Origin of the sequence: Bradyrhizobium sp. CCGE-LA001, from assembly GCF_000296215.2 — a bacterium.
Lineage (GTDB): Bacteria > Pseudomonadota > Alphaproteobacteria > Rhizobiales > Xanthobacteraceae > Bradyrhizobium.
Genome location: NZ_CP013949.1, coordinates 2,020,659 through 2,042,505, shown reverse-complemented (window position 1 = coordinate 2,042,505; position 21,847 = coordinate 2,020,659). Strand labels below are relative to the sequence as shown.

At 64.2% G+C, this 21,847-nt stretch carries 29 protein-coding genes and 1 riboswitch; of the genes, 19 read left to right on the top strand and 10 right to left on the bottom strand.

The window, feature by feature from the left end; genetic code table 11:
- The first annotated feature begins 24 nt into the window (after positions 1 to 24).
- The 6 genes from BCCGELA001_RS09760 to thiC all read left to right on the top strand — a co-directional run bounded on the left by BCCGELA001_RS09760 (position 25) and on the right by thiC (position 5,851).
- Positions 25 to 573, top strand: a complete 549-nt coding sequence (locus BCCGELA001_RS09760) for a lytic transglycosylase domain-containing protein (protein ID WP_008556165.1) — start codon at positions 25 to 27, stop codon at positions 571 to 573.
- Between the two features lie 211 nt (positions 574 to 784).
- Positions 785 to 913: riboswitch (TPP riboswitch) on the top strand.
- Positions 901 to 1,935 (top strand): FAD-dependent oxidoreductase, encoded by a 1,035-nt coding sequence (locus BCCGELA001_RS09755; protein ID WP_060735161.1) that lies wholly within the window; start codon positions 901 to 903, stop codon positions 1,933 to 1,935. (Overlaps the previous riboswitch by 13 nt.)
- Positions 1,926 to 2,123: a sulfur carrier protein ThiS gene (gene thiS, locus BCCGELA001_RS09750; protein ID WP_008556150.1), complete on the top strand. Its 198-nt coding sequence runs from the start codon at positions 1,926 to 1,928 to the stop codon at positions 2,121 to 2,123. The genes BCCGELA001_RS09755 and thiS overlap by 10 nt, the downstream gene beginning before the upstream one ends.
- Positions 2,124 to 2,294: 171 nt before the next feature.
- Positions 2,295 to 3,077: a thiazole synthase gene (locus BCCGELA001_RS09745; RefSeq protein WP_060735160.1), complete on the top strand. Its 783-nt coding sequence runs from the start codon at positions 2,295 to 2,297 to the stop codon at positions 3,075 to 3,077.
- Positions 3,064 to 3,672 carry a thiamine phosphate synthase gene (locus BCCGELA001_RS09740; protein ID WP_008556144.1) on the top strand — a complete coding sequence of 203 codons (609 nt, stop codon included), beginning with the start codon at positions 3,064 to 3,066 and terminating at the stop codon, positions 3,670 to 3,672. Before BCCGELA001_RS09745 ends, BCCGELA001_RS09740 begins: the two co-directional genes overlap by 14 nt.
- Before the next feature lie 280 nt (positions 3,673 to 3,952).
- Positions 3,953 to 5,851: a phosphomethylpyrimidine synthase ThiC gene (thiC, locus tag BCCGELA001_RS09735; RefSeq protein ID WP_008556142.1), complete on the top strand. Its 1,899-nt coding sequence runs from the start codon at positions 3,953 to 3,955 to the stop codon at positions 5,849 to 5,851.
- A gap of 58 nt (positions 5,852 to 5,909) precedes the next feature.
- Here thiC and BCCGELA001_RS39430 read toward each other — a convergent pair whose 3' ends face one another.
- Positions 5,910 to 6,848 (bottom strand): trypsin-like peptidase domain-containing protein, encoded by a 939-nt coding sequence (locus BCCGELA001_RS39430; RefSeq protein ID WP_144441235.1) that lies wholly within the window; start codon positions 6,846 to 6,848, stop codon positions 5,910 to 5,912.
- A 134-nt stretch (positions 6,849 to 6,982) separates the two neighbouring features.
- Between BCCGELA001_RS39430 and BCCGELA001_RS09725 the strand changes: the two genes are divergently transcribed.
- From BCCGELA001_RS09725 to BCCGELA001_RS09715, 3 genes are all read left to right on the top strand, one after another.
- Positions 6,983 to 7,513, top strand: coding sequence for a mismatch-specific DNA-glycosylase (locus BCCGELA001_RS09725; protein WP_008556140.1), 531 nt, complete (start codon positions 6,983 to 6,985; stop codon positions 7,511 to 7,513).
- 250 nt (positions 7,514 to 7,763) lie between these two features.
- Positions 7,764 to 8,411 (top strand): glutathione S-transferase family protein, encoded by a 648-nt coding sequence (locus BCCGELA001_RS09720; RefSeq protein ID WP_060735158.1) that lies wholly within the window; start codon positions 7,764 to 7,766, stop codon positions 8,409 to 8,411.
- A gap of 228 nt (positions 8,412 to 8,639) precedes the next feature.
- Entirely contained in the window at positions 8,640 to 9,332 is a 693-nt protein-coding gene (locus BCCGELA001_RS09715) for a glutathione S-transferase C-terminal domain-containing protein (RefSeq protein ID WP_008556124.1), read from the top strand.
- Between the two features lie 110 nt (positions 9,333 to 9,442).
- On the opposite strand, the gene BCCGELA001_RS09710 is transcribed toward BCCGELA001_RS09715, so the two are convergent.
- Positions 9,443 to 9,877, bottom strand: a complete 435-nt coding sequence (locus BCCGELA001_RS09710; protein WP_008556113.1) for a hypothetical protein — start codon at positions 9,875 to 9,877, stop codon at positions 9,443 to 9,445.
- A gap of 541 nt (positions 9,878 to 10,418) precedes the next feature.
- On the opposite strand from BCCGELA001_RS09710, the gene BCCGELA001_RS09705 reads away from it, so the two are divergent.
- From BCCGELA001_RS09705 to BCCGELA001_RS09695, 3 genes are all read left to right on the top strand, one after another.
- Entirely contained in the window at positions 10,419 to 10,802 is a 384-nt protein-coding gene (locus tag BCCGELA001_RS09705; protein WP_008556111.1) for a RidA family protein, read from the top strand.
- Positions 10,803 to 10,951: 149 nt separating this feature from the next.
- Complete coding sequence (locus BCCGELA001_RS09700) at positions 10,952 to 11,212, top strand: hypothetical protein (protein ID WP_060735157.1); 261 nt, start codon at positions 10,952 to 10,954, stop codon at positions 11,210 to 11,212.
- Positions 11,213 to 11,452: 240 nt separating this feature from the next.
- Positions 11,453 to 11,704, top strand: a complete 252-nt coding sequence (locus tag BCCGELA001_RS09695) for a hypothetical protein (RefSeq protein WP_060735156.1) — start codon at positions 11,453 to 11,455, stop codon at positions 11,702 to 11,704.
- A 93-nt stretch (positions 11,705 to 11,797) separates the two neighbouring features.
- On the opposite strand, the gene BCCGELA001_RS09690 is transcribed toward BCCGELA001_RS09695, so the two are convergent.
- Positions 11,798 to 12,283, bottom strand: coding sequence for a molecular chaperone DnaJ (locus BCCGELA001_RS09690; RefSeq protein ID WP_060735155.1), 486 nt, complete (start codon positions 12,281 to 12,283; stop codon positions 11,798 to 11,800).
- Between the two features lie 111 nt (positions 12,284 to 12,394).
- On the opposite strand from BCCGELA001_RS09690, the gene BCCGELA001_RS09685 reads away from it, so the two are divergent.
- From BCCGELA001_RS09685 to BCCGELA001_RS09675, 3 genes are all read left to right on the top strand, one after another.
- Positions 12,395 to 13,162: an SDR family NAD(P)-dependent oxidoreductase gene (locus BCCGELA001_RS09685; protein ID WP_008556095.1), complete on the top strand. Its 768-nt coding sequence runs from the start codon at positions 12,395 to 12,397 to the stop codon at positions 13,160 to 13,162.
- A gap of 202 nt (positions 13,163 to 13,364) precedes the next feature.
- Positions 13,365 to 13,613 carry a helix-turn-helix domain-containing protein gene (locus BCCGELA001_RS09680; RefSeq protein ID WP_008556093.1) on the top strand — a complete coding sequence of 83 codons (249 nt, stop codon included), beginning with the start codon at positions 13,365 to 13,367 and terminating at the stop codon, positions 13,611 to 13,613.
- Positions 13,614 to 13,725: 112 nt separating this feature from the next.
- Positions 13,726 to 14,247, top strand: coding sequence for a collagen-like protein (locus BCCGELA001_RS09675; RefSeq protein WP_060735154.1), 522 nt, complete (start codon positions 13,726 to 13,728; stop codon positions 14,245 to 14,247).
- A 137-nt stretch (positions 14,248 to 14,384) separates the two neighbouring features.
- On the opposite strand, the gene BCCGELA001_RS09670 is transcribed toward BCCGELA001_RS09675, so the two are convergent.
- Positions 14,385 to 14,606, bottom strand: a complete 222-nt coding sequence (locus BCCGELA001_RS09670; RefSeq protein ID WP_008556082.1) for a hypothetical protein — start codon at positions 14,604 to 14,606, stop codon at positions 14,385 to 14,387.
- 97 nt (positions 14,607 to 14,703) lie between these two features.
- Positions 14,704 to 14,970, bottom strand: coding sequence for a DUF2277 domain-containing protein (locus tag BCCGELA001_RS09665; protein ID WP_008556081.1), 267 nt, complete (start codon positions 14,968 to 14,970; stop codon positions 14,704 to 14,706).
- Between the two features lie 276 nt (positions 14,971 to 15,246).
- Between BCCGELA001_RS09665 and BCCGELA001_RS09660 the strand changes: the two genes are divergently transcribed.
- Together BCCGELA001_RS09660 and BCCGELA001_RS09655 are read left to right on the top strand one after the other, a co-directional pair.
- Positions 15,247 to 15,591, top strand: a complete 345-nt coding sequence (locus BCCGELA001_RS09660) for a hypothetical protein (RefSeq protein WP_060735153.1) — start codon at positions 15,247 to 15,249, stop codon at positions 15,589 to 15,591.
- A gap of 120 nt (positions 15,592 to 15,711) precedes the next feature.
- A complete protein-coding gene (locus BCCGELA001_RS09655) occupies positions 15,712 to 16,314 on the top strand; it encodes an MSMEG_1061 family FMN-dependent PPOX-type flavoprotein (protein ID WP_008556078.1) in 603 nt (200 codons plus the stop codon).
- A gap of 126 nt (positions 16,315 to 16,440) precedes the next feature.
- Here the strand turns inward: BCCGELA001_RS09655 and bfr are convergent, their stop codons facing one another.
- The 3 genes from bfr to BCCGELA001_RS37895 all read right to left on the bottom strand — a co-directional run bounded on the left by bfr (position 16,441) and on the right by BCCGELA001_RS37895 (position 17,575).
- Entirely contained in the window at positions 16,441 to 16,929 is a 489-nt protein-coding gene (gene bfr / locus BCCGELA001_RS09650) for a bacterioferritin (protein ID WP_008556076.1), read from the bottom strand.
- Positions 16,930 to 17,063: 134 nt separating this feature from the next.
- A complete protein-coding gene (locus tag BCCGELA001_RS09645; RefSeq protein ID WP_060735152.1) occupies positions 17,064 to 17,336 on the bottom strand; it encodes a (2Fe-2S)-binding protein in 273 nt (90 codons plus the stop codon).
- On the bottom strand, positions 17,333 to 17,575 hold the full coding sequence (locus BCCGELA001_RS37895; RefSeq protein ID WP_060735151.1) for a hypothetical protein: 243 nt from the start codon (positions 17,573 to 17,575) through the stop codon (positions 17,333 to 17,335). Before BCCGELA001_RS37895 ends, BCCGELA001_RS09645 begins: the two co-directional genes overlap by 4 nt.
- A gap of 371 nt (positions 17,576 to 17,946) precedes the next feature.
- Between BCCGELA001_RS37895 and BCCGELA001_RS09635 the strand changes: the two genes are divergently transcribed.
- Complete coding sequence (locus tag BCCGELA001_RS09635; protein WP_008556071.1) at positions 17,947 to 18,267, top strand: hypothetical protein; 321 nt, start codon at positions 17,947 to 17,949, stop codon at positions 18,265 to 18,267.
- Between the two features lie 214 nt (positions 18,268 to 18,481).
- Positions 18,482 to 18,763 (top strand): hypothetical protein, encoded by a 282-nt coding sequence (locus BCCGELA001_RS09630; RefSeq protein ID WP_008556068.1) that lies wholly within the window; start codon positions 18,482 to 18,484, stop codon positions 18,761 to 18,763.
- An 83-nt stretch (positions 18,764 to 18,846) separates the two neighbouring features.
- On the opposite strand, the gene BCCGELA001_RS09625 is transcribed toward BCCGELA001_RS09630, so the two are convergent.
- Positions 18,847 to 20,073, bottom strand: a complete 1,227-nt coding sequence (locus BCCGELA001_RS09625; RefSeq protein WP_060735150.1) for a lytic murein transglycosylase — start codon at positions 20,071 to 20,073, stop codon at positions 18,847 to 18,849.
- Positions 20,074 to 20,080: 7 nt separating this feature from the next.
- On the bottom strand, positions 20,081 to 21,730 hold the full coding sequence (gene ettA, locus BCCGELA001_RS09620; protein ID WP_008556058.1) for an energy-dependent translational throttle protein EttA: 1,650 nt from the start codon (positions 21,728 to 21,730) through the stop codon (positions 20,081 to 20,083).
- Positions 21,731 to 21,847 lie beyond the last annotated feature (117 nt).

Sequence of the window (21,847 nt, the reverse complement as noted above, 5' to 3'; positions counted from 1 at the left end):
TCCGTTCGACCGAGGAACATTTCGATGAAAATTTTACGCACTGCCGCGCTGCTCGCGGCCGCACTGACGTTGCCGCAGGCCGCCTTCGCCGGCGAAGCTGAATATGCCGAGATGGTTGCGGCCCACGCGCGCGCCAATGGCGTGCCGGAGGCGCTGGTGCACCGCGTCATCATGCGCGAGAGCCGCTATCAGCCGCACCTCGTCGGCCGCGGCGGCACCATCGGATTGATGCAGATCAAGCTCGCGACCGCCCGCGGCGTCGGCTACACCGGCGATGCCGCCGGCCTGCGCGACCCCAACACCAACCTCACCTATGCGGTAAAATACCTCGCCGGCGCCTATCGCGCCGCCAATGGGGACCACGCCCGAGCCGTGCGTTATTTCGCGGGCGGCTATTACTACGCTGCAAAGCGCCAGCGCCAGGAGATGGTGCAGGTCGCCAACATGGGCGAGACGAGTATGGGTCAACCTTGGCTGGAGCCGAACGGCAACCCGCAGCCGATGTTCGGCGCGCCGTCGCACCGCAAGCTGGCGCAGCGCGTCCGCAACGCGCGTGCGCAGGCCGTGAAATAGCTCCCGTGTCCCGGACAAGCGGCAGCGCGAAGCGCTGCTGCGCCGAGCCGGGACCCAGCATCCGCACATAAGCAGTGGGCCCCAGCAATGGGCCCCCGGCTCTGCGACGCATCACGCCGCCAAGAGGCGGCGCGCTGCATCGCGTCCGGGGCACGGACCGTGTGGTTCCGTCTCTAACGCGTTGACACCGTCCGTCACTGGCATACATTAGAGCCGTTCCGAGGGGTGCTCCGAGGAGGAGCTGAGATACCGCTAAACGGGCAATAACGCCCGAGACCGCGGTGACCCTTTGAACCTGATCCGGGTCATGCCGGCGAAGGGACAGGGATGTTGCAGACGACCAAGCGACCGGATTCACCGGTATCCATCATCGGCGCAGGCATCGCCGGAGCCTGGCAAGCGTTGCTGTTCGCGCAGGCCGGCCATGCCGTGACCCTACATGAACGCGGTGACGCCGCGATGACCGACGCCACCAGCCATTGGGCCGGCGGCATGCTCGCGCCCTATTGCGAGGCCGAAATCGCCGAGCCCATCATCAGCCGCCTCGGCCTGCGCTCCCTCGATATCTGGCGGCGCGAGCTGCCCGATACGCCCTTCAACGGTTCGCTCGTCGTCGCTCATCCGCGCGAGCGCAACGATTTCGAGCGTTTCGCCCGGATGACCGAGGGCCACCAGCGGCTCGATGCCGCCGGCCTTGCGGCGCTGGAGCCCTCGCTGGAGGGCCGATTCCGCGACGCGCTGTTCTTTCCGACCGAGGGCCATGTCGAGCCGCGCCGCGTGCTGCCCAAGCTGCACGAGCGCATCAAAGCTGCCGGCGGCACCATCAAGTTCTCCAGCGACGTCAGCGCCAAGGATCTCGAAAAGGATCTCGCAAAGGGTCTGGATGGCATCGTGATCGACTGCCGCGGTCTTTCCGCGCGCGACGAACAGGGCGAGCTGCGCGGCGTCAAGGGCGAGATGATCCTGATCGAGACCGGTGAGGTGCAGCTGTCGCGCCCGGTGCGACTAATCCATCCGCGCTGGCCGCTCTACGTCATCCCGCGCGAGGACGGCCTGTTCATGCTGGGCGCGACCTCGATCGAGGCCGAAGACACCGGCGTCAGCGTCCGCTCCGCGCTGGAGCTCCTCGGCGCCGCCTATGCCGTGCATCCCGCGTTCGGCGAGGCCCGCATCGTCGAATTCGGCTCGGGGCTTCGCCCCGCCTTCCCCGACAACCTTCCGCGCATCGGCATTCGCGGCGGCAAGATCAGCGTCAACGGGCTCTACCGTCATGGCTTCCTGCTCGCGCCGGCGCTTGCCGAGCTGACGCTCGCTTATGTCCAGCGCGGCCAGATCGACAACGAGGTGATGCAATGCGCGTGATCGTGAACGGTGAGCAGCGCGAGGTGAACTCCGCCAGCGTGGACGCGCTGCTCAGCGAGCTCGACTACGAGGGCAGCCATTTCGCCATCGCGCTGAACTACGACGTCGTGCCGAAAAGCCGCTGGGCCGAGACCCAGCTGAAAGCCGGCGACGAGATCGAGATCATCACGCCGCGGCAGGGAGGGTGAGGTGATGGTCTCACCAAACACTCCACTGTCATCGCCCGGCTTGACCGGGCGATCCAGTACGCCGCGTCGTCACGTTTCCAGCCGCGCTGCCACGGCGTACTGGATCCCCGCCTTCGCGGGGATGACAGCTATGTTTGGGTCGGCACCGTCACTCCAGGAGACACCTTCACCATGGTGACCTTCTACGGCAAGACCTTCGCCTCGCGCCTGCTGATCGGCAGCGCGCTCTATCCCTCCCCCGCGATCATGCAGGAAGCGATCCGCGCCTCCGGCTCCAACATCGTCACGGTGTCGCTGCGGCGCGAATCCGCCGGCGGCAAGACCGGCGATGCCTTCTGGAAGCTGATCCGCGAGCTCGACGTCACCGTGCTGCCGAACACCGCCGGCTGCCGCACCGTGCGGGAAGCCGTCACCACGGCCAAGCTCGCCCGCGAATTGTTCGGCACGTCCTGGATCAAGCTGGAGGTGATCGCCGACAATGACACGCTACAGCCCGACGTCGTCGGCCTGGTCGAGGCCGCCACCATCCTGATCAAGGACGGCTTCGAAGTGTTCCCCTATTGCACCGAGGATCTCTCGGTCGCGAACCGCCTGGTCGATGCCGGCTGCAAGGTGGTGATGCCGTGGGCAGCCCCAATCGGCAGCGCCAAGGGCATCATCAACCGCGACGCGCTCAAGCTTCTGCGCGACCGCCTCCCCGACATCACGCTGGTGGTCGACGCGGGCCTGGGCGCACCGAGCCACGCCGCCCACGCGCTCGAGCTCGGCTATGACGCCGTGCTGCTCAACACCGCCATCGCCAAAGCCGCCGATCCCGTCGCGATGGCGAATGCCTTCCGCCTCGGCTGTGATGCCGGCCGCACCGCTTATGAAGCCGGGCTGATGAACGCCCGCGATTTCGCTTCCCCCTCCACCCCTGTCGTTGGGACTCCGTTCTGGCATGCCGTATCCTGATCGCTTTTATCCCGTCGTCGACAGCCTCAAATGGGTCGAGCGGCTGACCAAGCTCGGCGTCGGCACCATCCAGCTGCGCGCCAAGGAGCTCAACGACGCCGACGCGCTGCAGATCGTCACCGATGCGCTGGCGATCACGAAAGGAACGCAGGCCAAGCTGGTCGTGAACGATTATTGGCGCGCGGCAGTCGTCGCCGGGGCCAAATATCTGCATCTCGGCCAGGAGGATCTCGCCGAAGCCGACCTCAAGGCGATCCGCGAGGCCGGGCTGTCGCTCGGCATCTCCACCCATGACGACGCCGAGCTCGCGACCGCGCTCGAAGCAAAGCCCGATTACGTCGCGCTCGGCCCGATCTTCTTCACCACGCTCAAGTCGATGCGCTTCGAGCCGCAGGGCATTCCGAAGATCACGGAATGGAAGAAGCGCATCGGCAGCATCCCGCTAGTCGCGATCGGCGGCATCAAGTTCGAGCACGCCGCGGAGATATTTGCCGCGGGCGCGGATTCGATTGCCGTGGTGTCGGACGTCACGCAACACCCCGATCCCGATGCCCGCGTGCGGCAATGGCTCGACGGTTCGAAGGAGGCGGCATGATGCCCACGCCTTCTCTACACCCTCAACTGTCATCGCCCGGCTTGACCGGGCGGTCCAGTACGCCGCCGCCTCTCGGCTTGAGCCGCGCCGCCTCGGAGTACTGGATCCCCGCCCCCCGTGCGCAATTGCGCACTAGGCGGGGATGACGGAGAACCTTCCACCGGCGTCATTCCGGGACACGCATCGGCGCGAACCCGGAATCTCGCTCAACAACCTCGAGGTTCCGGATCGGACCGCAATGCGGTCCGTCCGGAACGACGCCCCATAAAAGGAGGATCCCATGAACATCCGCTCCAACCCTGATAAGACCGTCCCCGCCGTTACCACCGGCCCGCTCCCCTCCTCGCGAAAAATCTTCGCAACGCCCGACGCCGCGCCCGATCTGCGCGTGCCGCTGCGCGAGATCATCCTCTCCGAAGGCGCGGGCGAGCCCAACCTGCCGGTCTACGACACCTCGGGCCCCTACACCGACCCCTCCGTCACCATCGACGTCAATGCAGGTCTTGCCCGCAACCGCAAGCAATGGGTGCTGGAGCGCGGCGGCGTCGAGGAATATGTGGGCCGCCAGATCAAGCCTGAGGACAATGGCAGCGTCTCCACCGACAAGGCCGCGCGCGCCTTCTCGGCCTATCACAAGCCGCTGCGCGGCCTCGACGGTCACAAGATCACTCAGCTCGAATTCGCCCGGGCCGGCATCGTCACCAAGGAGATGATCTACGTCGCCGCCCGCGAAAATCTCGGTCGCAAGCAGCAGCTCGAGCGCGCGGAAGCCGCCCTTGCCGATGGCGAGAGCTTCGGCGCCTCCGTGCCCGCCTTCATCACGCCGGAGTTCGTGCGCGACGAGATCGCGCGCGGCCGCGCCATCATCCCCTCCAACATCAACCACTCCGAGCTCGAGCCGATGATCATCGGCCGCAACTTCCTGACCAAGATCAACGCCAATATCGGCAACTCCGCGGTGACCTCGTCGGTCGAGGAAGAGGTCGAGAAGATGGTATGGGCGATCCGCTGGGGCGCCGACACCGTGATGGACCTGTCGACGGGGCGCAATATCCACACCACGCGCGAATGGATCCTGCGCAACTCGCCGGTGCCGATCGGCACCGTGCCGATCTATCAGGCGCTGGAGAAGTGCAACGGCGATCCGGTCAAGCTGACCTGGGAGCTCTACAAGGACACCTTGATCGAGCAGTGCGAGCAGGGCGTCGACTATTTCACCATCCACGCCGGCGTGCGCCTGCAATACATCCACCTCACCGCCAGCCGCGTCACCGGCATCGTCTCGCGCGGCGGCTCTATCATGGCGAAGTGGTGCCTGGCGCATCACAAGGAGAGCTTCCTCTACACGCATTTCGACGAGATCTGCGACCTCATGCGCAAGTATGATGTCTCGTTCTCGCTCGGCGACGGCCTGCGTCCCGGCTCGATCGCCGATGCCAACGACCGCGCCCAGTTTGCGGAGCTGGAGACGCTCGGCGAACTCACCAAGATCGCTTGGGACAAGGGCTGCCAGGTCATGATCGAAGGCCCCGGCCACGTGCCGATGCACAAGATCAAGATCAATATGGACAAGCAGCTCAAGGAGTGCGGCGAGGCGCCGTTCTACACGCTTGGACCACTGACCACCGACATCGCGCCGGGCTATGACCACATCACGTCAGGCATCGGCGCCGCCATGATCGGCTGGTTCGGCTGCGCCATGCTCTGCTACGTCACGCCCAAGGAGCATCTCGGCCTGCCCGATCGCAACGACGTCAAGACCGGCGTCATCACCTACAAGATCGCCGCCCACGCCGCCGATCTCGCCAAGGGCCACCCCGCCGCGCAGCTGCGCGACGACGCCCTCTCCCGCGCCCGGTTCGAATTCCGCTGGACCGACCAATTCAACCTCGGCCTCGACCCCGACACCGCCAAGAACTTCCACGACGAGACCCTGCCGAAGGAAGCCCACAAGGTCGCGCATTTCTGCTCGATGTGCGGCCCGAAATTCTGCTCGATGAAGATCACGCAGGACGTGCGCGATTACGCGGCGACGCTGAACGATCCGAACAGCGTGGGCATGTCGATGAGCGGGACTGCCGAGGACGGGATGGCGCAGATGAGCGCGAAGTTCAAGGAGATGGGCGAGAGCTTGTATCTGGATGCGGAGAAGGTGAAGGAGAGTAATCGGGTGCTGTGAGGCAGCCATTTGGCCCGGGCTTAGCCCGGGCTTTCTCTTTGTTGGCTCGCTTCTCAGCTCAGAAGTATTGCTGCAATTCGATGCGAGGAAGGGGCACCGTTGCGGCCATTGTCAGATCGACCAAGTGCCCCTTCTGTGAAGCAGTTTCGTTTGGAGCCGAGTATCCGTGAACATTCACTACGCCAGAACAAACTAGCTCATTGAATGTAACGCGACGGGGCGAGGATTCTAGGGGCAGAACCACGTTGTCTAGAAAGGCATCAGCCAAACAATGGCTTTGAACACCGAAGGCGGGACCTGATGGATGATCCAAATTGGCTTGCAACTCTGTGCAATTGATGCCGACGACATAGCTTCCTGAAATTATGGGCCCCCCGCTTGCGGCTCCATGAATGCGAAAGTCGACCTCGATATAGGGAAACGGCAGCATAACGCGATCGCGAAATTCGCCAAAGCTGAGTACTCGACCGCTGTACGCGTGAGGAGCGAACCGAATGCGCCGTCCATCGTCAACAACGATATGATTTGGAAACGCGTACGTATGAACAAGAGTGCGTTCCGCCGGCTTCCCCCAAGATAATGTCCATGTCCAATTCTTCATTACCTCGCCCGTGACCTTGTGCGTTGAGCTTGCGGCCACACCCAAGGCGACGTCCGCGCTATCGGACACCCAACACTGAGCTATTGGCCTAGCGTGAAATTCTGAAGCTCCAAACACTCCCGTGGGCGAATGAAGGTGCAGAACAAGCAAGGGAGCTCGCTGTCTATTTTCCTCCAAAACCTCTTCAATCACGTGAGCAGCTGTTACAAAGAATCCTCCATCGTTTATGTAGAATCCAGTTCCGACAACTCTCCACTTGCCATCAGCATCATGAGTTACTAACGGAAATGTATGCCCAACAGGATTTGGAAGTGGCCCCTCCTCGCCCAATCGAGAGAAGTGCCAAGCATTGGGATCTGTTTCGCCGTCTAATCTTATTGAGGGAACGTCCGCCATACTGCATCGCCCGAAATTCACTGAGCTATAGCTTTAATTCGCACAGAGGGACTGTCTGATTTCATCGCTATTCTCAAAGTCAGTAGAATCCATCGATAGTAACTCTATCAGGGTTAGCCGCCACTTCTACCGAGATGCAGATTGAGTTGCCCAACGCCGCCCACCGCCTCCCCGATCTCCTCCGCCCTAACCTCCGCCTCGTCTTCGTCGGAACCGCCGCATCGACGCGCTCGGCTGAGCTCGGGCACTACTACGCGCATCACGGCAACCGCTTCTGGCGCGCGATCCATGAGGCCGGGATCACGCCGCGACGCTATCAGCCCAGCGAGTTTGCAGCGCTGATCGCGCTCGGGATCGGCTTCACCGACCTCTGCAAGACCGGCGCGGGGATGGATCACCAGATCGCGGCGAAGGCGATCGACGTGCCGGGCTTCAGGGCGAAGATCGAAATGTACCGGCCGCGGACGATTGCGTTCACGAGCAAGAAGGCGGCGAGCTTGTTTTACGGCAGGCCGTCGGCTGCGATTTCGCTGGGGCGGCAGGCGTCGGATGGAAGCTGGCCGGATGTATTCGTGTTGCCCTCGCCGTCGGGTGCGGCGTCGGGGAGCTGGACGTTGGAGCCGTGGCGGGAGCTTGCGGCGTGGATTAGGGGCGGCCGACAATAGCGCCTCATACTCCGCCGTCGTCCCGGCGAAGGCCGGGACCCATAACCCCATAGAGTAGTTTGGCGAAGACTCGTCGTTCGGTACCGCGACCGTCCGCAATAGAGAGATCACGCGGTATGGGTCCCGGCCTTCGCCGGGACGACACCGAGGGTGCCGCAGTCGGGTACGATCCAGTGGAAGCGCGGGCTTGTCGGAATCCCGACCGCCCGTTCGTCCTCTGCACACAGCGTGCAACACCCGGAGCCGTCCGATGCCTACCATCACTGCCTTCGAAAACTCCCCCGATCGCGGCCGCGGGCAGGCGCGCGACATGCGCGTTCGCTGGGCGCTGGAGGAGGTCGGCCAGCCCTACAGCGTTCGCCTGCTCTCCTTCGCCGCGATGAAGGTACCCGCGCACGTCGCGCTGCACCCGTTCGGGCAGATCCCGACCTATGAGGACGGCGATCTTGCGCTGTTCGAGTCCGGCGCGATCGTGCTGCACATCGCAGAGCGTCACACCAGGCTGCTGCCCGGCGACGCAAACGCGCGCAGCCGCGCCATCGCGTGGATGTTCGCGGCGGTCAGCACAATGGAGCCGCCGATTGTCGAGTTCACCATGGCCATGCTGTTCGAGCGCGACAAGGGATGGTACGCAGATCGCCTGCCCATGTTGCAGGAGCGCGTTCGTGTCAGGCTCGGCGAACTCTCCCGTCACCTTAGCGGTGCCGACTGGCTCGACGGCGCGTTCAGCGCCGGCGATCTCATGATGGTGACGGTGCTGCGCCGGCTCAATACGTCCGGCCTGCTGGACGAGTGCCCCGAGATCGCCGCCTATGTCGCCCGCGGCGAGGCGCGGCCGGCGTTCAAACGGGCGTTCGAGGCGCAGCTCGCGGTGTTCAAGGCGGCTTCGAATTCGTAGGGTGGGTTAGCGGTGCGGCTGCGCGAAGCGCAAGTCCGCACGGCGTAACCCGCCGATTCTGTCGCGGCGGATACGAAGGTGCTGGGTTACGCCTTGCACCTTCGTGCGTTGAACGACTGCGCTCGCGAGCGTCTAACCCACCCTACGAGAGCTGCGCCGGGCGCAACCCGTTGCGCCCGCCGTAACGCTACGGCATCCTGGCCTCCGCCGCCCCAGAGGAGCCCGCCCATGCTGACCCTCTACTCCTACCCGGAACTGTTCGGCGTCGCCGACAACAACGGCTACGGCCTCAAGGTCTACGCCTTCTTCAAGCTCGCGGGCGTGGCGTTCGTGCACGAGCACATCTTCGATGCCTCCGCTGCGCCGCGCGGGCAGCTGCCTTACATCGTCGACGACTTTGAGACCATCGGCGACAGCGAGACCATCATCGCGCACGCGACCGCGAAATATCGCCTCACGATCGATGCCGGCCTGTCACCGGACCAGCGCCGCACCAACCATTTCGTCACGCGCATGCTGGACGATCTCTACTGGGTGATGTCCTATTCACGCTGGAAGGACGAGCGCTTCTATCCTGCGTTCCGCGATGCCTTCATCGCGCAGCATCCGCAGATCGACGCTGCCGGCTTTGAGAGGGCCAAGGCCTATAACGCGCAGCGCTATCATTTCCAGGGCATCGGCCGCTACACGCCCGAGCAGGCCTATGCACGAGGGCTCGCGGATCTGCAGGCGCTGGCCGAGATCGTGCCGGCCGCCGGCTTCGTGCATGGCGCGGCGCCGACCAGCGTCGATGCCGGCATCTATGGCTTCATCGCCAACATCTATTACTTTCCGATCCCGACGCCGCTAAAGGCCTTCGTCGATGCACACGCAAACCTCGTCGCGCATTGCGGGCGGATTCATGCGATGGTGAGCGCGTAGGCCGTACTTCGTAGGGTGGGTTAGCGCAGCGTAACCCACCACTTCTGCTACTGCGGAAACCAAAGAGGTGGGTTACGCCTGCGGCTAACCCACCCTACGGCACCGCGCGACTACCGCATCGTGATCGCGAGCCCGCTGAGATCGGCATTCGCCATCAGGCCGACCTGCGTGCCCGAGAGCTCCAGCACGGCGCCCTTCTGGTTGGTCAGCACGATGGCGCGGGCGCCGGAGCCGACGGCGATGCCGGCACCGGCGGCGCCGTAGACGCCGGCGACGTCGGAGGGACGGTTGATGTTGGAGACGCGGCCGCGCAGCACGGTCTTCGAGCCGCCGAAGACGAGGCCGTAGTCGAGACCGCCAGTGGAGAGCCCGTAGGTGCGGCCGCGGAAGTTGAGCACGCCGGAGCCGCCGGAACCGCCGATGATCCAGCCCGCCTTGTAGATCGTCAGCGTCACGAAGCCGCTGTCGGCCTGCGCCGCAGTCGAAAGGCCGGCAAGAGCGGCGATGGCGACGAGCGCGGCGCGGACGGTGGATGCGAGCTTCATGGGGCGTCTCCGGGGCTATTTTTCAAAGGCAGGATTCGAATCAGACGCAGCGAATGTATCCGATCGATCGCGGCGGCAACATGATCGAAGCGCTGCGCATGACGGGCAACTGCGCGCGCCGCGAGCACGGCTCGCGCCTTTCAGGGTCCGAGCAAGCGCCTCGTCCTTCGAGACGACCGCTTGCAGCGGTCTCCTCAGGATGAGGCTCATCGAGATCGAGACCGCGAAAATAGCTGCCGCGTACTCCGCCCTCATCCTGAGGAGCCCGCCAAAGCGGGCGTCTCGAAGGATGGCCGCGGGGAATTCACTTCCGCGATTGCACTGCACGCGGGCGGTGGCCAACCCGTCAGCTGCGCATCGCCAATCATGCCATTCTGCCACTGTTTTGCCCGACGGAGCAACGTTCACTTCCGATTTTCAGAACACACTGACAACCCTCATCTTTTCTACTGTGCATGGGGTTGTTTTCGCACTTTGTATTTTGAGATGCCCTCGCCTGCCGCTACGCTGAGGCGTCAGCGAACGTTCCCGAGGTGATCCCATGCCGATCCAGCATTTCGCACCCCCGCCGCACGTCAAAGCGCCGCCGCTGTCCTTTGCCACCCGCGTCGGCGACCTCCTGTTCATCTCCGGCATTCCCGGCTTCGATGCGGCTGGCGCGCTGCCCGACGGCTTCGAGGCGCAGTTCGCCAACGTCGTCGTCAACATCCGCCGCGTGCTGGACGAGGCCGGCGCGACGTTCCGCGACCTCGCCAAGGTCAACGTGCTCCTGACCCGCGCCAGCGATGTCGCCGCCATGAATGCGCTCTATGCCGGCGCCTTCGGCCCGCCGCCTTATCCCGCACGCACCACCTGCGTGGTGCAGGCGCTGCCCGATCCGAAGATGTTGATCGAGATCGAGGCGGTGGCCTCGCTGTCGCGGTGAACCTGCTACGTGTGACCCGACGGGCACGCAGGCAAACCAAATGCCGGCTGCACCTGACATGTCCGTGAACGGCCGCTTGCCCCGGCTTGCAAAGGACCTGCTTTTACCGCACGAATTTTCGCATCCCACATCCCCACAGGAGATACTTCATGCGTCGCGTTCTCGCCCTCTGTGCCGTTGCCGGCATCGCCAGTTCCGTGTTCGCCGTGCCCGCCTCGGCGAAGGTCGGCTATTACGTGATCCGCTGGGACAACACCGGCATCTGCCAGATCTGGAATGAGGACCTTCAGCAGAAGCCGTTCCAGTTCGGGGTGTCGACCTACAAGGTCGTCAGCAAACCGTTCCCGACCTTCCAGCAGGCTTCCGACGTTCAGATCAAGATGCGCGGGGAGCGCCGCTGCACGCTCTGAACGCTGCACGACGGATCGAGTTCGAAGGGCGGGTCGCGCGGGCGATCCGCCCTTTGCTTTTGCGGGCGGCGCCGGCGTTTTGCGGCCTTAAAGTCGCGCATTTTCCGAACGCCTTTTTGAACCTCATTGGCAGGCGGAACTACTCACATCTTGTCCGGGGCGCCTGCCAAGCGCGTCCCGCACCAGCCCTCCCCATCATTGGCGGGAGGCGCATTCCATCTTTCATTTGAGGAGCTGATCATGCGTCGTATTTCCATGCTGTGCGCTGCCGCGGGTCTCGCCGTCACTGCGTTCGTCGCAGCGAGCCCTGCCGAAGCCAGCTATCACCTGATCCGCTGGCAGGACAGCGGCTTCTGCCAGATCTGGGACGAGAGCATCCCGACCACGCCGTGGCCGGCCGGCTATCATCGCGCCAGCGCAAGCGTGCCGACCTTCATCGACGCCCTCGCGGTCAAGGACGCCGCGCTCAAGAGCGGCAGCTGCACCTGGTAAGATTTTCGATCGGCGGACGAAGAACCGGGCAAGGACGCCAGCGTCCTTGCCCGGTTTGTTTTTTTTGTTGCGTGAACGAGGGCTGAGCGCTTCTCACGCGTCCTTGTGCGCGCCGGGATGGATCAGGATGTCGCGCGCGGCGGCGAGATCGATGAAGGCCTCCGTGCTGCCGCCGTGATCGGGATGCATGCCCTTGGCGGCGCGGCGATAGGCCTGGTTGATGTCCTCGCAGGTGAGTTGCACCGCGAGCGGCAGGCCGAGCACCTTACGGGCGCGGTCTTCGCTCGACAGTTTCTTCGGCATGGCGTTGCGGCGGCCGAAGCGCGGCGCGCTCAGATCGTGAATGACCTCGAGCACCACACCGATGCGGCGCTGCGCTGCCAGCGTGACGCTGTGATCGTCATTGTCCACGGCCTGGCGCAGCACCGGAAGCGCCTGCTCGGCGGCCTGGCGCAGCGTGACGTCCGTGCTCATCCGCACGATCTCGGCCACGACCCGGCCGGCCTCGCCCCAGTCGGCCGCTTGCGCCGATCGCAGCCGTTCGAGTGCGAGTTTCCAGGTTTCGAGCCGTTCCATCATGCGCGCAACGTTTAGCAATGAAGATCATTATGCCAAGGCCGCCGTTTCCGACCCCTTAATTTCGAGTTAGCCTTTCATGAAACTTCGCAACGAAATCGGGAGGAAATTGTCATGGCATTGCTCGCAAACCACATCGCCGTCGTCACCGGCGCCGGTTCCGGTATCGGCCGGGCCATTGCGGCCGGCTACGCGCGGGAAGGCGCGCAAGTGGTGCTGCTCGACGTCAATGCCGACGCCGTCGCGGAGGCCGCCGAGGAGATCCGCAAAGCCGGCGGCAAGGCCGAGAGCTTTGCGCTCGACGTTGTCAGGCGCGAGGACTGCTTTGCGCTGGCGAAGCAAGTCGCGGACAAGGTCGGGCAGGTCTCGATCCTCGTCAACAACGCCGGCATCACCCGCCGCAACGCCTTCACCGCCGAGACCGAAACAGTGGCGAAGGACTGGAACGACATCATCTCGCTCAATCTCAATGGCGTCTTCAACATGACGCAGGCGTTCCTCGCACCCTTGCGCGCAGCCAAGGGCCGCATCGTCAATATCGGCTCGATCCAGTCCTTCGTGCATCTGCGCACGCCGAGCTCGGCGGCCTACACCACCTCGAAGCACGGCGTGCTCGGCTTCACCAAGGCGCTCGCCGTCGAGCTCGGCAAGGAAGGCGTCCGCGTCAACGCGATCGGGCCTGGCTTCATCGAGACCAACATCAACGCCAATGTGCGCGCGACCAATCCGGCGCTGGTGCAGGCCTTCGTCGATCACACCCCGCTGGCACGCACCGGCAAGCCCGAGGACATCGTCGGCCCCGCGATCTTCCTGGCGTCGGATCTGTCCGCCTATGTGACGGGAACGATCGTGATGGTGGACGGCGGCTATCGGACGGTGTGAGCGGAGCGAGATAGGTCCGCATCACGATGCATCCCGCAGCAAACGCGGCGGCTTCGCGGCATTCCTGGGGTCAATTGGTGCGATCGCCCGCGATTAACCTTTCGTTAACCAAACCCGCCCACCGTGGATCTACGGCTTGGGGGTCGTTTGTTCTCGATCCGCTTCCAACGATGGAAGCGGGCGTTGGTCGGGGAGTATATTGATGACCACTGTTTATGTCGCTGCGCCCGAGCAGGGTGCCCAATTCCTTGCACCCAACCAGATCGTTCCGTTGCTGATCGGCGCAACCGTCGACGAGGTCGAGCGTGAGCTCGTGCTCCAGACACTGGCGCGCTGCGACGGCAACCGCACGCGCGCCTCGCGCGTGCTCGGCCTGTCGGTGCGCACGCTGCGCAACAAGATCCGGATCTATGCCGCGTCCGGCATCGACGTGCCCGCCTATCAGGACTAGCGCGCAGCGGCGCGGCGATTGATGTTGACCGATCCTGAGCGATGCGCCGGCGGAATTGCTGCTGTCGTCAAACGCCGCTAAGTAGCTTGCTTCCGTGACAGGGAGCAGCGGCGTGGCAGACGATCAGGGACGGCGGCAGGGACCTCAGGGACCGCGCGGGCGGCAGGGCGAGCCGGGACGGCCGGGACCGCAGGGTCATCCGGGCCGGCGCGGCCCCGACGGCGCGCGCGGCAAGCCGGGTCCGCAGGGCAAGCCAGGCCCGATCGGAAAGGCCGGACCGCAAGGCAAGCCCGGTCCGCAAGGCAAGCAGGGCGAAGCCGGACTGCGCGGGCCGGCTGGCGCGCAGGGACCTGTCGGCGCGCAAGGTCCGGCAGGACCACAAGGCCCGCGCGGCGAGCCGGGGCCCGCCGGTCAACTGCCGTCGATCGAGCAGGTGCTGCCCTGGCTCGAGCAGCTGTTCGATGCCTGGGACGAACGCCGCCGCCAGCGTGAGCATGAGGCCGCCGAGCGCGAGGCGCTGGAGGCAGCCGTGCAGGAGACTGACGCACCGATCGTCGATGACGACAGCGAGGGCGACGACGGCGACGGTCACAAGAAAAAGAAGAAAAAGAAGAAGCACGGCAAGGATCAGTGACGCGCTCCCGCCCCGGCCGAAGCGCGGCATGCAATGCTGCTCTGCTGAGCGGGCCGTATACCGACCCGCGTGTGTGGCTCCCGGCTCTGCGTCGCACCGCTAACGCGCTGCGCCGCGTCCGGGACGCGAGTCTCGGCTTAGGAAGCTGCCGATGAATCATCCTTGCGCGGCAGCATGCCCATGCGCTCGAACTGCCAGCGCATGGCGCGATACCAGAGATAGCCGACCAACGTGCCGAGCAGCATCAGGACGACGAGGTTGACGCTGCTGGAAGATCCGCTCCACCACATCATCCAGGCGGTCCACAGCACCGTGAAGGTGACGGCTCCTGCTTTTAGCGGAAGAAGGGGGCGGCTCATGTTCCTGCTCCGGGCTTGTCAAGATCCCGGTGAGCATCATCGCGCAGTCAGGCGGCCTTTTCCGTGAGCCAAATCACGTATCGGGCTCGCGCGAGAGCTAGCCGAACCGCAGCCGCGAGCGCTCCCTGGCCTTCTCCGCCTCGATCTCGCGATCGCGCGCCGGCGCATGGGTGTGCAACGAGCTCAATAGCCTTCGCGCAGCCTCCGACACCTCAGCCACTGCGCGCTCGAACACTTCCTCATTGGCCTGCGACGGCTTGTTGAAGCCGGACAGCTTTCGCACGAACTGAAGTGCGGAAGCATGAATCTCGTCCTCCGTCGCCGGCGGCTCGAAGTTGAACAGCGTCTTGATGTTGCGGCACATGCGGTCTCTCCGGATATGACCCAAGGACGATCGGCGGCGCCGAAATCCTACATCCTTCCCCGGGCGTCTGTAAGTTTCCCCGCAACGCGGCCGCCGAACGCAACAAAGCAAGGAACTGGCGCGCCGCTGATTTTGCAGCGCGTCAAGGGCCGTCGATGCCGCATATTATTTGAGCATGCATTACACTGACAGCTCAGGCTTAATCGCGCCAACGATACGAATCGACGCGCGGGGCAATCGCGCGCCAATGGCACGACAGGCGACGAGGAGGATCGCATGCACAGGCTCGTATTGTGCGTTTGGCTGATCACGCTGACGAGCGCCGCGTCCGCGGTCGACAACGGCCAATACGATCACGTCCCGCCCGACATCCGCGCCTGGTTCAAGAGCGTGATTGCGCCGAACGGCGTGCCCTGCTGCGACATTTCGGATGGCCATCGCACCGAATACGACGTGCGCGGCGGCAGCTATTGGGTGCCGATCGAAGGACAATGGATTGAGGTGCCCGAGCGCGCCATCATCCGCGATCGCGGCAATCCCGTCGGTCAGGCCGTGGTGTGGTACGTCCACCACCGCGGCGCCATCATCATCAGCTGCTTCGTGCCGGCGGATGCGGTGTAGAGCATGATCTGGAGAAGTCGGTTTCCGAAAGGATCATGCTCAAGCCGAACATCATGGATTCCGTTGGCTGCAGGCGCCCGATCGGGTAGCTTGAGGCTACACTGATCCGGAGGCACGTCGTTGACCAAACTGAGCGCCGAAGACCTCGCCACCATCTATGCCAAGCCGACCCCGCGCGTGATCGCGAAGGCACGGCCCGCGATCGATGCGCATGCGAAGAAGTTCATCGAGATGTCGCCGTTCTGCGTGCTCGCGACATCAGGCGCGGACGGCAACGTCGATGCTTCGCCGCGCGGCGGCGGCGTCGGCTTCGTCCAGGTCGCCGGCCCCAACCAGCTGCTGATGCCCGACCGCTCCGGCAACAACCGGATCGACAGTTTTCGCAACGTCGTCGAAGGCTCCGGCTTCGTGCATCTGTTGTTCTTCGTGCCGGGGATCGACGAGACGCTGCGCGTCGGCGGACGCGGCACGCTGTCGGCTGATCCGGATCTGCTGGCCTCGATGGTGGAGTTCGGCAAGCCGCCGCGCGCGGTGCTGAACGTCGCGGTCAGCGAAGTCTATTTCCATTGCGGCAAGGCGCTGATGCGCTCGAAGCTATGGTCATCGGAAAAGGTGCAGCGCTCGGTGATGCCGAGCATCATCGAGGTCATCCACGATCAGACTGGCCTCGGCGAACGGCAGAGCCAGGAGGTCGTGGAAGAACTCTACAAGACGCAGCTGTAGCCGGGCTTGCTTGCTGTTCAAACAGGCCGTCATGCCCGGGCTTGATCCGGGCATCCACGCCTTCGTCGTGCGGCATCACGTGGATGGCCGGGTCAAGCCCGGCCATGACGAAGGAGCGAGCAGAACTTAGTGCCCCTCGCCCTCGAGGCCGCCAACGTGCTTCTGGGTGTAGAGCTCGAGGCCGATACGGCCGATCAAATCGAGCTGGGTTTCGAGGAAGTCGATGTGGTGTTCCTCGTCGCTCATCAGCTTCTCGAACAGGTCACGCGTGACGTAGTCCTTGGCGCCGTGGCAGTACGTCGCCGCTTCCTGATAGAGCGCCCGCGCGCTCATCTCGGCGGCGAGATCGCATTCGATGATCTCCTTGACGTTCTGGCCGATGCGCAGGGGATCGAGCACCTGCATGTTGGGAAAGCCGTCGAAGAACAGGATGCGCGCGGTGAGCTTGTCGGCGTGCTCCATCTCCTCGATCGACTCCTTGCGCCACACCTTGGCCATGTCCAGCAGCCCCCAATTGTCGAGGAAACGGTAGTGCAGCCAGTACTGGTTGATCGCAGTCAGCTCGTGACGCAGCGCCTTGTTGAGATAATCGATGACTTTTGCGTCGCCCTGCATGGTCCACTCCAGCTCTTTGCAGTCCAAATCGGCCGTAAACCGACTTTAGAATGCTTCTAAATGACTTTGCGAGTGAGGGCAACGGGCTACGGAGCCGCAACCGGGGAAAAACTCAGCTGATCGTCTGGAGGGGTTCAGCAGGCCGCGAGAGCGAACTGGGCCGGTTCGGAGGTCTCGTCGTTGGCCGCCACGGTGTGGCTGTGCGGACAGCCGGCACAGCAGGACTGAGCGCAGGGGCCGAGCGCTTCGTCGATGATGGTCTTGATGGTCCGGGCGCAGCGGCCGCATTCGGCGCTACAGCCGAGGCATCCATAAATCTGCTTGGCATGGCGCACGGCGTCGTCGGACTCGGCGACGGCGGCGCGGATATCGTCATCGCTCAGCACGTTACAGGAACAAACGATCATGGAAGCGGCAGGCCCTTCGGTGATGCACCATCATCGATATTTAAGGGCCCGGCCGGATGCAAAAGGAAAAACCGGTATTTGAAGCTATTCCAAACTGGCCCGGGGTGCAGCTTAGAACGGTTCAAGATCAGCGCGTTGCGGCGGATCAAGATTGGAGCGGATCTAGTCGCCGCCTCCTCCACCACCACCACCATCGCCGCCTCCGCAATCCCCACCGCCGCTGCTGCTGCTGCCGCCATCGCTGCTGGAGCAGGTGCCCCCGTCAGTCGAACTTCCCGAACTGCCGCCGGAAAACCAGCTTCCCAGCGCGAAGCTATCGCTGGTTCCGGAATAGCCGCAACCACTGCTAGTCCCGTTGTCGCCGCCGGCTATCGCGCGGGAGCGTCGGCCGCCGTCCCGGAGATGCACGATCCAGCCGTAGCCGATCGCGCAAACAATACCAGCTACAATCAGCGCCATCGCGTTGCCCATCATCGTCTCCTGGTGGAGCTGCGGTCCATATCCATTGGTCGCCCCCCCGCAGGGGAGCCGTTCATTGATCATTCAAGCGAAGTATGGAACCTTACGCCCCAAAGAGTTCCCGCGTGTTCGTGCGAAAGGTCTTGCCCCCATGAAGAAGTCGCTCCTGGCAGTCGCTGCCGTCGCCGCCCTGGCCGTGACGGCCGTAACCCCGGCCCAAGCCCAGCGCGCCGTCGCTGCTGGCGTGGCGGCCGGGATCATCGGCGGTGCCATCGTCGGCGGCGCGCTGGCCTCTCCGTATTATTACGGACCCGGTCCCGGCTACTACGAACCGGGCTATTATCCGCCCCGCTACTACGCCCCCGGTCCGGGCTATGTCTCCGATGGTTATTATGGCGGCTGCGCCTGGCAGAAGCAGCGCTTCTGGGACGGTTATGCCTGGCGCGTCCGCCGCGTCAGAGTCTGCGGCTGAGGCGCCGCAGGACGGCTCTCTACGGATGCGCCGTTCATCTCGGAGCCTGAAAAAGACCGCTTTTTCTCGTCACAGCTCCGTGTGCGTTTACCGTGGGTTGACCATTTGCGCGCTTCCTAAGCCCAACGGCCAATTCCATCAGAGTGTGCGTGAACCTTCGGAAACCCGGCCGCCCCTCACAAGGGGAGCCCCTTCTCCCAGGAGAGCCAAGAGCATGAAGAAGACTGTAGTTGCTGCCCTCACGGTCGCGACGGTTGCCGGTTCGCTGGTGACCGCCACCCCGTCCGCGAAGGCCCATGACGGCATCGGCGCCGGCATCGCAGCCGGCCTGATCGGCGGCGCGATCGTCGGCGGTGCCATCGCCTCGAGCCGCCCCGCTTATGGCGGCCCGGTTTACGTGGCCGAGCCCCCGCCGCCCGCGCCCTGCTATTGGCGTCGTGAGCGTTATTGGGACGGCTACGGCTGGGTCAGCCGTCCGATCCGCGTCTGCTACTGATCTGATCGCTGCGCGCGCATCCCGCGCCACGATCGAAGCCCGGCCGAGACCATCGGCCGGGCTTTTTTCTTTGGTCGAAATCGTTATCGCGCCGCCTGGATCGAGCGCAGCACTTCTTCGCTCGGCCAGCAATCGACCTTGAGACCGGCCGACTTCTGGTAGGCGCCGAGCGCGGCGCGGGTCTGCATGCCCGCCTTGCCGTCGATCTTGTCCTTGTAGAGCCCGATGCGCGTGAGCCCGCGCTGCATGGTCTCGACGTCTGTCGTCCGCAGCTGCTTCGAAGCCGACCAGGGCGTTGCGAATGGCTGCGGGCTGGTCATGCGGTCGCTGAGATGGCCGACGAACAGCACATAGAGATCGGAGAAATTGTATTCCTTGATGACGAAGTAGTTCTTCGTGGTCAGGAATGAGGGACCGTAGATGCCCTCCGGCTGGAGCAGCGAGGCCGGCTGCGCCTGCTCGGCCGCGCTGAGCCTCGCGCCACGCACCGGCACAAAGCCTTCGCGCAGCCACTGGCCGATCGGCTTGGTCACCTCGGGCACGCCGGTGGTACAATCGACCTTGGCCGGCGCCTGCACCTCGTAGGCCCAGCGCACACCGCGTTGCCAGCCCTTATTGACGAGTTGCTGCGCCGCGGAGGCCAGCGCATCCGGCACCGAATGCCAGATATCGATGCGGCCATCGCCGTCGAAATCGACGCCGTGCTTGTAATATTCGGACGGCAGGAACTGCGTCAGCCCGGTGGCGCCGGCCCAGGACGAGCGCATGTCCTTGCGCGTGACGACACCTTCGTTGAGGATCTTGAGCGCGACGATGAACTCGTTGCGATACTGATCCTTGCGCCGTCCGACATAGGCCTGCGTCGCCAGCACACGCACCAGATCATGGGGCAGCGTATGGCGGCCATAGTCCGTCTCGCGCCCCCAGATGGCGAGCATGACGGTCGCCGGCACGCCGGATTTCTTCTCGATCTCGTTCAGCGAGGCGCGGTATTTCTGCAGCAGCCGCTGCCCCTCGCCCGCAAGCCGCGCGATCGAGGCTTCCTTGACATAATCGGCGGGCACCTGCACGAACTCGGCCTGCGACGGCGCACCGGTGGCGGGACGGCCCGGCAGCAGCAGATCGGGCAGCTTGTAATCGGGTTCGAGCCCGCGCGTCTCTCGCTCGAACGTCGCGCGCGACACGCCCGCCGCCTGCGCCTCCGGCCAAAGCGAGGCGATGAACTGGGTGAAGGCAGCGTCGGCGGCTCGGGCGGACGACCAGCCGCAGGTGACCACGATCACCGCAGCGATGAGCGCCCGCCGGATCATGCCGGGATCACCGCGTCAGCTTCTTGTACTTCACGCGGTGCGGAATGATGCTGTCCTGGCCAAGCCGGCGCATCTTGTCCTTCTCGTAATCCTGGAAGTTGCCCTCGAACCATTCGACGTGGCTGTCGCCCTCGAAGGCCAGGATGTGGGTCGCGATGCGGTCGAGGAACCAGCGATCATGGCTGATGATGACGGCGCAGCCGGCGAAATCCTCCAACGCCTCTTCGAGCGCGCGCAGCGTGTCGACGTCCAGATCGTTGGTGGGCTCGTCGAGCAGCAGCACGTTGGCACCGGACTTGAGCATCTTCGCAAGATGCACGCGGTTGCGTTCACCGCCGGAGAGCGCGCCGACCTTCTTCTGCTGATCGGCGCCCTTGAAGTTGAACGACGAGCAATAGCCGCGCGAGTTCACTTCCTTCTTGCCGAGCAGGATCAGCTCGTTGCCGCCGGAGATTTCCTCCCACACGTTCTTGTTGCCGTCGAGCGCATCGCGCGACTGGTCGACATAGCCGAGATGCACGGTCTCGCCGACCGTGATCGTGCCCTGGTCCGGCGCTTCCTGCTTGGTGATCATCTTGAACAGCGTGGTCTTGCCGGCGCCGTTGGCACCGATCACGCCGACGATGCCGCCGGGCGGCAGCTTGAAGGTGAGATCGTCGATTAGCAGGCGATCGCCATAGCCTTTGCTGAGGCCTTCGAAATCGACCACGTTGGCACCGAGCCGCTCGGCGACCGGGATGATGATCTGTGCGGTCTGGGTCTGCTTCTCGCTCGCCTGCTTGAGCAGCTCCTCATAGCGCTGATAGCGCGCCTTCGACTTGGCCTGGCGTGCCTTCGGCGAGGACGCAACCCATTCCTGCTCGCGGGCAATCGTCTTCTGATGGGCGGCGTCCTCCCGTCCCTCCTGCTCGAGGCGCTTCTGCTTCTGCACCAGCCAGGACGAGTAGTTGCCCTCGTAGGGAATGCCCTTGCCGCGGTCGAGCTCGAGAATCCAGCTCGTGACGTTGTCGAGGAAGTAGCGATCGTGGGTGACGATCAGGATCGCGCCGGGATAATTGCGCAGATGGCCTTCCAGCCACGACACGGATTCTGCGTCGAGATGGTTGGTCGGCTCGTCCAGCAGCAGAAGCTCTGGCTGGTCGAGCAGCAGGCGGCACAGCGCGACGCGGCGGCGCTCACCGCCCGAGAGCTTGGTCACGTCGGCGTCATCAGGCGGACAGCGTAGCGCGTCCATGGCCTGGTCAACCTTGCTGTCGAGATCCCAAAGGCCCTGGGCCTCGATCTCGTCCTGCAGCTTGGTCATCTCGTCGGCGGTTTCCTCGGAATAGTTCATCGCCAGCTCGTTGTAGCGATCGAGGATGGCCTTCTGCTTGGCGACGCCCAGCATGACGTTTTCGCGCACGGTGAGCGCCGGGTCGAGATGCGGTTCCTGCTCGAGATAGCCGACGCGGGCGCCCTGGGCGACCCAGGCCTCGCCGTTGTACTCCTTGTCGAGGCCGGCCATGATCTTGAGCAGCGTCGACTTGCCCGAGCCGTTGACGCCGAGCACGCCGATCTTGGCGTCCGGGTAGAAGCTCAAGTGAATGTTATCGAGCACCTTCCGGGTCGGGTAGCTCTTGGTCAGGCCCTGCATGAAATAGATGAACTGGCGCGCCATCGGTCCCGTGAAACCTTCGATTTGAGGAAATTTGCTTTGCCAGCGATGTAACGATCCCGCCCCCAAAGGGCAACGTTTTCCGTCCGTTCACCACGGATGAATACGGTTCGGACACCA